Genomic DNA, 12,487 nt, shown 5'->3' with positions numbered 1-12,487 from the left:
GAAAGAGAGGTGGGATGGCTACGACGGCGGACGTCCTGTCGCGGGTCTTCGCGGCGCTCGCGGATCCGACCCGGCGCGACATGGTGGCCCGGCTCTCGGCGGGCGACGCGACCGCGAGCCAGCTCGCCGAGCCCTACCAGATGTCGCTGCAGGCGGTCTACAAGCACCTCAAGGTGCTGGAGGAGGCCGGGGTGGTGACCCGACCGCCCGGGCCGCAGCCGCGACCGGTGCGGCTGGACGCGGAGGTCTTCGACCTGATGGACAAGTGGATCGAGCGCTACCGGCGCCAGGCGGAGGAACGCTACCGCCGCCTGGACGCGGTGCTGGCGCGGATGGACGACGAGAAACCGAACGACACCGGACAACAGGAAGGAAGCGCGGCGTGAACACTGTCGCCGAAACCACGATCGAGGCCGACCCGAAGGTGCCGGTCATCCGGACCACCCGGGACTTCACCGCGACCCCGGAGCAACTGTTCCGGGCGCACACCGACCCCGAGCTGTTCGCGCAGTGGGTCGGACCGGACAGCACCCGGACCCGGGTGGTCGAGTGGGACGCCCGTCCCGGCGGCAGCTGGCGGTTCGTCTCCTCGCACGACGGCCAGGAGTTCGCCTTCCGCGGCTGTTTCCACGATGTGCGGCCGGACCGGATCGTGCAGACGTTCACCTTCGAGGGGCAACCCGACGGGGTGGCGCTGGAGACCCTGCGGTTCGAGGACCTCGGCGACGGGCGTACCCGGCTGCACGCCCAGTCCCTGGTCGACAGCTTCGCCGACCGCGACGCCTGGCTCGCCAGCGGCATGGAGACCGGGGTCAACGAGGGCTACGCCAAGCTCGACACCATGCTGGCCGACGGCAGTGTCTGACCGGCCCGCCGAACGGCACCGGCAGATCGCCCGCGAGTTCACCGACCGGGTCCGGGGCACCCGCTCCTGGGACGCGCCCGCGCCGGTCGCCGGCTGGACCGCCCGGGACGTGGTACGGCATCTGGTCGACTGGTTGCCGGCGTTCCTGGCCGGCGGCTCCGACGTGCGGTTGCCGGCCGGGCCGGCGGTCGACGACGACCCGGTCGGGGCCTGGCAGGCGCACGTCAACGCCGTCCAGGCGCTGCTCGACGACCCGGCGACCGCCGACAAGAGCCTGTCCAACCAGCACATCGGCCAGCTACCGCTGGACCGGGCGATCGACCAGTTCTACACCACCGACGTGTTCATGCACACCTGGGACCTGGCCCGGGCCACCGGCCAGGACGACCGCCTCGATCCGGACCTCTGCGCCCAACTGCTGGCGGGCATGGAGCCGATGGAGGAGATCATCCGGTCGTCCGGGCAGTACGGCCCCCGGGTGCCGGTGAAGGACGACGCCGACGCCCAGGACAAGCTGCTGGCCTTCATCGGCCGCGATCCGCACTGGAGGCCGACGACCTGACCGCTCGCCGGCCCGCCGGCCGGCGCGGCTCAGGCCGGCGAGCGGGCCGCGCGCAGCGCGGCCCGCATCGCCGCCACCGGCGCGTCCACCCCGGTGAACTGCTCGAACTGGCCGACCGCCTGGGCCAGCAGCAGGTCCAGGCCGGAGACCACCCGACAGCCGGCCGCCGCGGCGGCGCCGGCCAGCGGCGTCGGCCACGGATCGTAGAGGGCGTCGAACAGCACCGTGCCGGATCGCCAGGAGACCTCCGGCGCCAGCGGGTCGGCGACCCCCTTCGGCACGGTGGAGATCACCACATCGGCGACAAACGCCGCCTCGGCGACGCCCCGGCCGCCGGGCCGCCGGCCGGGAGCGGCATCCGGGCCGCCGGGCCGCCGGCCGGGAGCAGCGGCGTCCGGGCCGCCGGACGCCGGCCAGGGCGCGGCGTGCAGGTCGATGCCGAGTGCCTCGGCGGCCGGACGGAGGTCGTCGACCGCCTCGGCCCGCCGGGCCACCACCGTCACCGCCGGCGCACCCAGCCCGGCCGCGGCCGCCAGTGCGGCCCGGGCGGTGCCGCCCGCGCCGAGCACCGTCACCGTCGGGCCGCGGGACACGCCGGCCGCGGTGAGCACGTCCACCATGCCGGCCACGTCGGTGTTGTCCGCGTACCAGGAGCCGTCCGCCCGGCGTACCAGGGTGTTGGCGGCGCCGGTCGCGGCCGCGACCGGCGCGACCTCGCCGGCCAGCGCGAGCGCCGCCTGCTTGAGCGGCATGGTCAGCGACAGCCCGGCCCACTCCGGGCCGAGGCCGGCCACCAGGGCCGGCAGCTCGGCCTCGGCACATTCCACCGCCGTGTACGACCAGCCGGTCAACCCGGCCGCCCGGTAGCCGGCGTTGTGGATCACCGGGGAGAGCGAGTGGGCGATCGGCTTACCGAGGACGGCCGCTCTCACTTCGGGCAGTTCTCCCCGCTGAGCACGCCGTTCTTGCACATCTGTCGGATCAGGCCCTGGTATTCCGCGTCGGTGGAGCCGTAGCCCATCGTGCCCTTCTTGTCGACGGTCATGAAGTAGACCCAACTGCCGGTCGGCGGGTCCATCGCGCCCTTGAGCGCGTCCTCGCCGGGGTTGCTGATCGGCGTGGGCGTCAGGCCGTTCACCCCGTGCGTCCGGTAGGGGTTTTTCGGGTCGTTGAGCTCGCTCTGCTTGAGGACGTCCGAGTCCTTCGGGTCCTTGCCCTGCAGCCGCAGCCAGTAGTTGATCGCGCTGTCGATCTCCAGGCACTTGCAGTGGTACTTGTCCGTGTAGACCCGGTTGTAGATCACCCGGGCGACCTTCGGCATGTCGACGTGGTGCACCGACTCGGCCTGCGCGATGGACGCCGTGATCAATGCCTCGTACGGCGAGATGCCCCGCTGGTTCTGCACCGTGTCGACGAACTTCATGTCCTGGGTCACCTGGAGGAAGTGCTGGACCATCATCCCGAGGATCTGCTCGGCGGTGGCCTTCGGCGGGATCTCGTAGGTGGCCGGGAAGAGGAAGCCCTCGATGCTCTTGGTGGACTTCTTGCCGTCGGTGCGGTTGAACCAGAACGCCGGCACGCCGAGCTTCACCGGGTCGGCGGCGGCCTTCTTGAACTCCGCGACCGGGATCTTGGTCTCCTTGGACAGCTTGTCGTAGATCTGCAGGCTCATCATGCCCTCGGGGATGGTGATCCCGTTGACCACCTTGCTCTTCGGGTCGAGCATCAGGTTCAGCGCGTCGGCGGCCTTCATCTGCTTGCGCAGCTTGTAGCTGGCGGCCTGGATGTTGCGGCTGCGCGAGTTGTCGTTCGCCGCCTCCACGAACGCCTTGGCGCTCTTGACCACGTCCGCGGCGGCCAGGGTGTCGCCGATCTCGGCCGCGAGCTGGCCGGGCTTGACCTGCACGACGACCTCGCCGGTGCCCGGCCCGTCGTAGTCCGGCGCGGTGAAGAAGCCCTGGACCTTGTCGAAGCCGTACCAGGCGCCGCCTCCCAGCACACCGAGCAGCAGCACCGCCATCAGCAGGGCGACCACGGTCTTGCCGCGGCCCCCGCCGCCCCCACCGCCGGCCTTCTTCTTCCTGCGCTTCTCCACGAAGCTGCGCCGATGTCGGCCCTTCTCGGTCCGTTCGTCGGCGCGTTCGTCGAACGCGAGGTCCAGCTCGTCGATCATGTTGTCCGCCTCCGCTGCCTGTCCAGCCAGCTCTGCAGGATCTCCACCGCGGCCGCCTGATCGACCACCGCCCGTTGCCGTTTACCCCGGACGCCCCGCTCGGCAAGCCTACGAGACGCGACGACGGTCGACATCCGCTCATCGACCAGCCTCACCGGAACGGGGTCCAGCGCCCGACCCAACCGCTCCGCGTACGCCTTGGCGTGGCCGGCCGCCGGTCCGTGCCGACCGGCCAGGTTGACCGGCAGGCCGAGGACCACCTCGACGGCATCGTGCTCCCGGGCCAACCGGACGATCGCCGTGATGTCGGCCGGGACGGCGGGTTCTTCCGCGGTCAGGTCCCGGGCCAGCGTCACCAGCGGAGTCGCCAGGATGCCGTCCGGGTCCGAGCGGGCCACCCCGACCCGGACCTGCCCCACGTCGATGCCGAGCCGGGTGCCGCGCGGAGAGTCACTCATCTGTGGTGACTCCTCGTACGCGTCCGACTGCGGCAGGCTACTGGTTCGGGGCGGGTCATCGTGGCTGAGGAAACCACAACGCTCCGCCCCGAATCAACCAGGGAATTTCTCACGCCTCGGCGATGGCCTTCTCCACCGCGGCCAACAGGTTCGGCACCTCGGCCGCGGGCACGCCGCCACCCTGGGCCAGGTCGGCGTTGCCGCCACCCCGGCCGGACAGGGCGCCCTTGACCAGGTCCGCCGCGGACAACCCGCGCTGCTTGGCCGCCGGGTTGGTGGCCACCACCAGGGATGCCTTGCCGCCGGACCGGGCCGCCACGGCCACCACCGCCGGCCGGACCGGGTCGATCTTGCCCCGAATCTCCTGCGCCAGAGTCCGCACGTCGTTACCGGCCGCGCCCTCGGGCGCCTCGGTGCCCACGTACGCGGTGCCGCGGACGTCCCTGGCCTGCGCGGCGAGCGCCCCGGCACCGCCGAGCACCAGTTGGGCGCGCAGCTTCTCCAGCTCCTTCTCGGCGTCCCGCAGCTGGGTCACCGTCTGCTCGACCCGGTCGGCGACCTGGTCGTTCGGCACCCGGTACAGCTCGGCCAGCCGGTTCACCAGCAGGTGCTCCTTGGCCAGGAAGGAGAACGCGTCGATGCCGACCAGCGCCTCGACCCGGCGTACCCCGGAACCGATCGACGACTCGGAGAGGATCTTGACCAGGCCGAGCTGGCCGGACCGGGTGACGTGGGTGCCACCGCACAACTCCCGGGCGTAGTCGCCGACCTCGACGACCCGCACCTCGTCGCCGTACTTCTCGCCGAACAGCGCCATCGCGCCCAGCCGGCGGGCCTCCTCCTGGGAGGTGATGAAGGCGTGCACCTCCAGGTCCGCCAGCAGCACCTCGTTGATCTGCTGCTCGACGTCGTGCAGCACGCTCGGCGCCACCCCGGTCGGGGTGTTGAAGTCGAACCGGAGCCGGCCCGGCGCGTTCAGCGAACCCGCCTGGGTCGCCGACTCGCCGAGGAAGTTACGCATCGTCTGGTGTACCAGGTGGGTAGCGGTGTGTGACCGGGAGATCGCCCGGCGCCGGGTCACGTCGATCTCGGCGAGCCCCTCCTCGCCGCTGCGCACCTCGCCGCGTACCACCCGGGCCTTGTGCACGATCAGTCCCGGCATCGGCTGCTGCACGTCGAACACCTCGACCAGCCCGCCACCCACGGTGATCAGTCCGGTGTCCGGCTGCTGGCCACCGCCCTCGGCGTAGAACGGGGTCGAGTCGAGGACCAGCTCGACGGTGTCCCCCTCGCCGGCCGCGGTGAGCGGCGCACCAGCAGTGCCCAGCAACGCGCGGACCCGCGACTCGCGGCGCGTCTCGGTGTAGCCGGTGAACTCCACCGGACCGCCGGTGTCCAGCACCGTCCGGTACGCCGACAGGTCGACGTGGCCGGTCTTGCGCGCCTTCGCGTCGGCCTTGGCCCGGGACCGCTGGTCGGCCATCAGCCGGCGGAAGCCCTCGTCGTCGACCGCGAGCCCCTGCTCAGCCGCGATCTCCAGGGTCAGGTCGATCGGGAAACCGTACGTGTCGTGCAGCTGGAACGCCTTGTCCCCGGACAGCCGGGAACCGCCGGTGGACTTCGTCTCGGCGATCGCCGTGTCCAGGATCGTGGTGCCCGCCCGCAGCGTGGCCAGGAAGGCGTCCTCCTCGGCGTACGCGTACCGGGAGATCCGCTCGAAGTCGGTCGCCAGCTCGGGGTAGGACGGCGCCATGCAGTCCCGCGCGACCGGCAGCAGCTCGGGCAGCGCCCGGTCCTGGTAACCCAGCAGCCGGACCGCCCGGATCGCCCGGCGCATGATCCGACGCAGCACGTAGCCGCGGCCCTCGTTGGCCGGGGTCACCCCGTCGCCGATCAGCATCAGCGCGGTGCGGACGTGGTCGGCGATCACCCGCAGCCGCACGTCGTCCGGGTGCGACTCGCTGGCCACGTGGGACGGATTCGCCCCGTACCGCTTGCCGGTCAGCTCCGACGCCCGGTCCAGGATCGGCCGGACCTCGTCGATCTCGTAAAGGTTGTCGACGCCCTGCAGGATGGAGGCCATCCGCTCCAGGCCCATGCCGGTGTCGATGTTCTTGGCCGGCAGCTCGCCGACGATCCGGAACTCATCCTTGCTCCGGACGTCGGCGATGTCGTACTGCATGAAGACGAGGTTCCAGAACTCCATGTAGCGGTCCTCGTCGACCTCCGGACCACCCTCGCGGCCGTACTCCGGGCCGCGGTCGTAGAACAGCTCCGAGCACGGGCCGGCCGGACCGGGGATGCCCATCGACCAGAAGTTGTCCTGCTTGCCGCGGCGCACGATCCGCTCGGCCGGTACCCCGACCGAACGCCAGATCTCGTACGCCTCGTCGTCGTCGAGATAGACGGTCGGCCAGACCCGCTCCGGGTCGAGCCCGAAACCGCCCGCCTCGACCGACCTGGTCACCAGGTCCCAGGCCAGCGGGATGGCGCCTTCCTTGAAGTAGTCGCCGAAGGAGAAGTTGCCGTTCATCTGGAAGAACGTGCCGTGCCGGCTGGTCTTGCCGACCTCGTCGATGTCGGGCGTACGCAGGCACTTCTGCACGCTGACCGCCCGGGCGTGGGGCGGCTTCTGCTGACCGAGGAAGTACGGCACGAACTGCACCATGCCGGCGTTGATGAACAGCAGGTTCGGGTCGCTGATGGCGGGCAGCGGAGCGGACGGCACCACCGTATGTCCGTTGGCCTCGAAGTGCGCCAGGTAGCGCCGCTTGATCTCCGCCGTCTTCATCGAACGCCTTCCTCCGGAAACAGCCTCTGGTCGCCGATCCGGGGGTCCTCCCGCAGGTCGGCGAACTGGTCCTCGTACGCGACACCCTCGGCGAAGGCGTCGTTGATCTCCTGCTCCCGCTCGGCCATGCCCTCGCGGACGTCGTCCACGAAGCTACGCAGCGACTCCACGAGGCCGCCAGCGGATTCCGTCAGCGACGTGGCGATGCCGCTCGGCGTGTACGCCTGCGCGGTCTTGGTCAGTTTCCGTACCACCAGCGCGCCGACGGCGAGCCCGACGCCCAGCCACAGCAACCGCCTCATGTCCCCATCCTCTCCAACCCTGCCCGTACCGTCGGCGGCGGGATCAGCGTCCGGCCCGCTTGGCCGCCCGGCGCTGCTGCTTGATCGTCGCCCGCACCTCGCGCTCCTGCTCGGCGTTGCGGCGGGTGGCCGCCGCCTTGCGGACGCCGTAGCCGAAGGCGGCGACCTTGACCAGCGGGTTGGCCACCGCCGCGGAGACCACCGTGGAGAGGTTGGCGACGTTGGCGGTGATGTTCTGTACGTGCCCGGTCATGGTGTCGACCTTCGCCAGTTGGATGTTCACCCCGTCCAGCGACGTCTGCACCTGACCCAGCGCGGTGTTCACGTTCTCGACCGTGGTGTTGACGTTGCCCAGCAGCGGGGCCGTCCGATCGTTGATGTCGTTGATCGCCCGGGTGGCGGCGTCGACCGTGTGCCGCAGCCGGAAGATCGGTATGGCCAGAATCAGCACCAGCAACGCGAACGCGCAGGCCGCAACCAGCGCCGCGATCTCTCCAAGGTGCACGCGAATCCTCCTTCGCCGAAAGCCGTTGTCAACCGGGCGGGTCATACCCCGCTGGGGCGCGTGCCTATCCGGGCACGGGCCACCAATCACCACGCAACCGCACGGCACGCCACCGTGCAGACCCAGACCCTACCGTCCGTGACGAAGGTGGACCTCAGGACGGGGCGGGTGTCGGTCCGCGGAGCGGGTCGTCCGGGAGGGTGGGGTCGGGGTCGACCCCGGTCAGTGACGGATCGGTGCTCGGCTGCGGTTTGGTCCGGTCGTCGTCGATGGCGTTGCGCACCTTGACCGACACCTGCGCACCGGAGCAGTCGTCGGCGCCGTTCGGCGCCGTCGACTTCTTCGGGTCGGCCGGTGCGCCGTCCGGCGGGGCCGGGTTGACACAGGCCGGCTTGCGCACCCACAGGTCGAGGGTGAGTTCGTCGCGCTTCCAGCAGGTGTAGTGACCCTCCACCGGTTGCTCCGGGCACAGCGCGGGCTTCCACCGCTGCCACCCGGCGGTGACGAGGGCCTGCTGGTAGGCCCGCGCGGTCTCGTCCGGCGCCTTCTCGGACTGGACGGTGCGCTCCCGCAACCGGCACTCGATCAGGCACCAGCGGCTGCCGCTCACGTCGTCGTCCCGCTTGCCGAGGGCCGCCCAGGCCGGCACGTCGAGTTCGTCCAGCGAGGTGAACACCGGATCGCGGGTGGCGGCCCGGATGCCGAAGAACAGCGGCAACGCGGCCAGCACCACCAGGCAGGCCAGGATCAGGGCGGCGGCCCGCAGCCGGCGTTGTTCCCGCGACTGCCGGCTGGTCTCGGAGCCCGCGCGCGACCCGGGCGAACCCGCGTCGTCGGTTCCGACCTCGGGTCCCTCCGGTCGCACCGATCCGACGTCCGACCGGGCCAGAGCGTCCGATCGACCTGAAGCGTCCGACCGGGCCGGGTCGACGGGGGGCGGCGGCACCGATGCCCGGCCGCCGGGTGCGGTCGGGCCGGCGGCCGGCACCGACGCGGCGGCCCGGGCCACCGGTGTGGCGCCGCCGTCCGGGACGGTGGTCCGCCTGGAGAGCGGAACCTGCCCGGGACGCGAACCGGGTGGACCGTCGGGCTGCCCGGCCCGTCCCGGCGGGCCCTGCCCCGGACGCGGGCCGGGCGGGCCGTCGGGCCCCTCGGCCCGTCCCGGCGGAACCTGTCCCGGGCGCGGGCCGGGACCGGGCTGCTCCGGCACGGCCCGACCGGGTTCGACCGGGCGGACCCGACCACCGGCGGGCGGACGGGCGGGGACCGTGGGCGGGCCGGACGCCGGGCGTACGGATGCCGTCGCGGCACCCGACACGGGACGGCCCGGAGCGGTCGGCGGACCGGACGACGGCCGGATCGGGCCGGTCGGCGGGTCGGACACCGGACGGCCCGGCATTCCCGGCGCACCGGAGACGGGACGGCCGGGCGTCGCCGGCGCCTCCGCGGACGGGCGGCCGGGGGTTCCCGGCACGGGGCGACCACCGACGGGTGGCGGGCCGGCGGGCCGGCGGCCGGATTCCCGGCGCGGTCCGGCGCCGGTCTGGTCGGGCCCGGACGGGTCGGTCGACCGGTCGGCGGGTGGGCGTGGCGGCGCCGGCACGCTCGCCGCGGCGCTCGTCCGCCCGGTGGGCCGGTCGGTCGGCGGGCCGGCCGGCCGGCGCTCCGGGCCGATCGGCCCGGCGGCGTCCCGGGACCGGCCGGGCGCACCGGGCCGGTTCGGACCGACCGGCGAAGCGCCGTCGGGACCCGGCAGGCGGGGCACGGTCCGGTCCAGCGGCCCGCCGGGGGACGGTTGGTCACCGGACGGTTGCTGGCCGATGCCGGGACCGAGGTCACCGGTCCGACCGGTACGGCCGGCTCGGCGCAGCCAGTCGGCCGGTCGGGCGGGTCGGTCCGGGGCGGCGTCGGCCGGGCCGGGGCGGCCGGGCCGGGGGCCGTCCCAACCCGACCGGTCGGCCGTCACCGGTGGTTCCGCACCCGGTCGGGGCGGGCCCGACTGGTCGGGTGCGGCCCGCCGTGGGCCGTCCCGGCGTGGCCCGGGCACGGACCCGCCGGCGGGTGGTCCGGCCGGCCGGAAGCCTCCGGTGGTCGACGCGCCGGACGGGTCCCGGTTGGGCAGCGGTGGCGGAACCGGCGCGTTGCCGCTGCGCGGCACCACCGGGCCGGCGGGCGCGTCGGTGGCGCCGGTCGGGTCGGCGCCGGCATGGCGCGGACCGCCGGCCCGGTCGTCCACGGGCGGGCGGGCCGGGAAACGACCCGGACCGGCCGGCGCACCGGGTCCGGACCCGGGCGGCGGCGCGGCGCCGGACCGGGCGGCGCCGCGGTCCGGTAGCCGGCCCGACTCGGGCCGGTCCCGGCCACGGTCGCCGTGCCGACCGGTCGGCGCGTCGACGTCAGCCGGAGCGGGCCGCCGGCCGCGCTCACCGTGCCGACCGGTCGGCGCGTCGACGTCAGCCGGGTCGGGCCGCCGGCTCGCCGGCTCGGCCGGAGCGAACCCGGGTCGCCGGTCAACCGGCTCGCCCCGCTCCGGACCGGGCCGCCGATCGGTCCGCTCGCCCTGACCGAAAGCGGGCCACGGCTGCACCCCGGCGGTCGGGTCGTCGACGGGTGGCCGCCCGCCCGGCGGGAAACCGTCCCGGCCGGTCGGCCCGGACCGGCGCGGCGGGTCGGCCGGTACGGCCGGCTGGTCGGCGGTGCCGTGTCGGGACCGGCCGCCCGGCGGTCCGGCCGGGGCCGACGGTCCCGCGCCGGGCCAGGGCTGGTTGAGGTCACCCGTACCCGGACCCGGACGGCGCGGCGGTGGGGCACCGGCCGCCGTGCCGGGTCGCGTCCCCGGTCCGGCCGGGTACGGCGGTGGGGCGTCCCGGCGCGGCGCGCCGTCCGGCGGCGTGTCCGGCCGGGACGGTCCGGCCGGCGGTGCCGCCCGCCGTGCGCCGGGCGGCGGGTTCTCCCGCCGTGGAGCGGGCGGCGGGTCGTCTGCGCCGTCGCCCCCGGGGCCGATGTCCACCCGCTGCTGCTTGGCGGTCCGCAGGTCGTCGATCCAGCCGAACTCCTCGCCGCTGACCGGCGGCTCCGCCGGCTGCTCGGTCCGGCCGCCCCGCCCCCAGCGCCGCCCCTTGGCCGGTGCCTCCGGCCGTTCGTCCCGGCCGTCCCCCGGCTGGTCCGATCCGCGCGATCTCACTGGTGATTCCCCCCGGCACTCGCCGTGTCGTTGTCGTCGTCCGCCACCGTGCCGTTACCCCGGGCCGGCTCCGACCTACCGTTCCCCGACGCGGGGTCGGTCCGGCCGGCACCGGTCGCGGAGTCGGCCCGGCCGGCTCCGGTCGCGGAGTCGGCCCGGCCGGCACCGGCACCGGTCGCGGAGTCGGCTCGGCCGGCACCGGTCGGCGCCGGCGCACCCCGCACGATGCCGCGCAGCACGGGCAGCCGGGCGGCCACCGCCCGCTCCGCGCCGTGTCCGGTCGGGCGGTAGTAGTCGACCCCGGTCAGGTCGTCCGGCACGTACTGCTGGGTGACCACGCCGCGCTGGTCGTCGTGCGGGTAGCGGTAGCCGCGGCCGTGTCCCAGGCCGCGGGAACCGGCGTAGTGCGCGTCGCGCAGCCCGGGCGGGACCGGGCCGCCCCGGCCGGCCCGGACGTCCGCCATGGCCGCGCCGATCGCGGCGGTGGCCGAGTTGGACTTGGGCGCGGTGGCCATGTGGATCACCGCTTGGGCGAGGTTGAGCTGTGCCTCGGGCAGCCCCACGAATTCGACGGCGTGGGCGGCGGCGGTCGCCACGGACAGCGCGGTCGGGTCGGCCATCCCGATGTCCTCACTGGCGAAGATGACGATCCGGCGGGCGATGAACCGGGCGTCCTCACCGGCCACCAGCATCCGGGCCAGCCAGTGCAGCGCCGCGTCCACGTCCGAGCCCCGCATGCTCTTGATGAAGGCGCTGGTCACGTCGTAGTGGGCGTCACCGTCCCGGTCGTACCGGACGGCGGCCACGTCGACCGCGCGTTCCGCGGTGGCCAGGTCGATCTTGTCGTCGCCCTGCGCCGCCGCCGAACCGGCGGCAGCCTCCAGCGCGGTGAGCGCCCTGCGGACGTCGCCACCGGCCAGCCGTACCAGATGGTCCTCGGCGTCGTCGGCGAGGGTGACCGCGCCGCCGAGGCCGCGCTCGTCGGTCACCGCGCGGCGCAGCAGGCCGCGCACCGCCGCGTCGTCGAGCGGTTGCAGGGTGAGCAGCACGCAGCGGGACAGCAGGGGTGAGATGACCGAGAAGTACGGATTCTCGGTGGTTGCGGCGAGCAGGGTGACGGTCCGGTCCTCGACGGCGGCCAGCAGCGAGTCCTGTTGCGTCTTGCTGAACCGGTGCACCTCGTCGATGAACAGCACGGTGGGCGGCCCGCCGGACCGCCGCCCCCGACGCGCGGTGTCGATCACCGCGCGGACGTCCTTCACCCCGGCGGACAGGGCCGACATCGCCACGAAGCGGCGTCCGGTCGCGCCGGCGACCAGGTGCGCGATGGTGGTCTTGCCGCTGCCCGGCGGCCCCCACAGGATCACCGACATCGGCGAGTTCCCGGTCACCAACTGGCGCAGCGGCGCACCCGGCGCGAGCAGGTGTTCCTGGCCGACCAGCTCGTCCAGGGCGGCCGGGCGCATCCGGACCGGCAGCGGCGCGTCGGCGCCCGGCGCGGCGAATCCGGCCACCTCGACCGGCCCGGCCGGCGCGACGCGCGCGCCACCGGGATCGACGAGGGGGAACAGGCCGTCGGACTCCATCGCCGAAACACTACCGGCCCGGCTTCCGACGCCGGAAACGCGCCGAGAGCCGGGCCGTTCG

At 74.0% G+C, this 12,487-nt stretch carries 11 protein-coding genes; 3 read left to right on the top strand and 8 right to left on the bottom strand.

What is annotated here, in order from left to right; genetic code table 11:
• Positions 1–14 precede the first annotated feature (14 nt).
• Genes ACFOX0_RS08935 through ACFOX0_RS08925 form a run of 3 tightly spaced genes read left to right on the top strand, consistent with a single transcriptional unit; the run spans position 15 to position 1,427 of the window.
• Positions 15–386 carry an ArsR/SmtB family transcription factor gene (locus ACFOX0_RS08935; RefSeq protein ID WP_377543411.1) on the top strand — a complete coding sequence of 124 codons (372 nt, stop codon included), beginning with the start codon at positions 15–17 and terminating at the stop codon, positions 384–386.
• A complete protein-coding gene (locus ACFOX0_RS08930) occupies positions 383–865 on the top strand; it encodes an SRPBCC family protein (RefSeq protein ID WP_377543409.1) in 483 nt (160 codons plus the stop codon). Before ACFOX0_RS08935 ends, ACFOX0_RS08930 begins: the two co-directional genes overlap by 4 nt.
• On the top strand, positions 858–1,427 hold the full coding sequence (locus ACFOX0_RS08925; RefSeq protein WP_377543406.1) for a TIGR03086 family metal-binding protein: 570 nt from the start codon (positions 858–860) through the stop codon (positions 1,425–1,427). Before ACFOX0_RS08930 ends, ACFOX0_RS08925 begins: the two co-directional genes overlap by 8 nt.
• Positions 1,428–1,456: 29 nt before the next feature.
• Here the strand turns inward: ACFOX0_RS08925 and ACFOX0_RS08920 are convergent, their stop codons facing one another.
• From ACFOX0_RS08920 to ACFOX0_RS08885, 8 genes are all read right to left on the bottom strand, one after another.
• The gene (locus tag ACFOX0_RS08920; protein WP_377543404.1) at positions 1,457–2,359 is read right to left on the bottom strand and encodes a shikimate dehydrogenase; all 903 of its coding nucleotides are present in this window, start codon (positions 2,357–2,359) and stop codon (positions 1,457–1,459) included.
• Positions 2,356–3,600, bottom strand: coding sequence for an endolytic transglycosylase MltG (mltG, locus tag ACFOX0_RS08915; RefSeq protein WP_377543401.1), 1,245 nt, complete (start codon positions 3,598–3,600; stop codon positions 2,356–2,358). Before mltG ends, ACFOX0_RS08920 begins: the two co-directional genes overlap by 4 nt.
• Positions 3,597–4,058: a Holliday junction resolvase RuvX gene (gene ruvX / locus ACFOX0_RS08910; RefSeq protein ID WP_377543399.1), complete on the bottom strand. Its 462-nt coding sequence runs from the start codon at positions 4,056–4,058 to the stop codon at positions 3,597–3,599. Before ruvX ends, mltG begins: the two co-directional genes overlap by 4 nt.
• Positions 4,059–4,167: 109 nt before the next feature.
• Positions 4,168–6,849, bottom strand: coding sequence for an alanine--tRNA ligase (alaS, locus tag ACFOX0_RS08905; protein ID WP_377543397.1), 2,682 nt, complete (start codon positions 6,847–6,849; stop codon positions 4,168–4,170).
• A complete protein-coding gene (locus ACFOX0_RS08900; RefSeq protein ID WP_377543396.1) occupies positions 6,846–7,151 on the bottom strand; it encodes a hypothetical protein in 306 nt (101 codons plus the stop codon). Before ACFOX0_RS08900 ends, alaS begins: the two co-directional genes overlap by 4 nt.
• 43 nt (positions 7,152–7,194) lie before the next feature.
• The gene (locus ACFOX0_RS08895; protein ID WP_377543395.1) at positions 7,195–7,656 is read right to left on the bottom strand and encodes a DUF948 domain-containing protein; all 462 of its coding nucleotides are present in this window, start codon (positions 7,654–7,656) and stop codon (positions 7,195–7,197) included.
• Positions 7,657–7,810: 154 nt separating this feature from the next.
• Complete coding sequence (locus ACFOX0_RS08890; RefSeq protein WP_377543580.1) at positions 7,811–8,521, bottom strand: hypothetical protein; 711 nt, start codon at positions 8,519–8,521, stop codon at positions 7,811–7,813.
• A 2,315-nt stretch (positions 8,522–10,836) separates the two neighbouring features.
• Positions 10,837–12,426 carry a replication-associated recombination protein A gene (locus tag ACFOX0_RS08885; protein WP_377543394.1) on the bottom strand — a complete coding sequence of 530 codons (1,590 nt, stop codon included), beginning with the start codon at positions 12,424–12,426 and terminating at the stop codon, positions 10,837–10,839.
• Between the last annotated feature and the right edge of the window lie 61 nt (positions 12,427–12,487).

Source organism: Micromonospora zhanjiangensis, from assembly GCF_042650605.1.
Classification (GTDB): domain Bacteria; phylum Actinomycetota; class Actinomycetes; order Mycobacteriales; family Micromonosporaceae; genus Micromonospora_J; species Micromonospora_J zhanjiangensis.
Note: the sequence above shows the minus strand (reverse complement) of the source record. Positions and strands in the feature narration are given on the sequence as shown.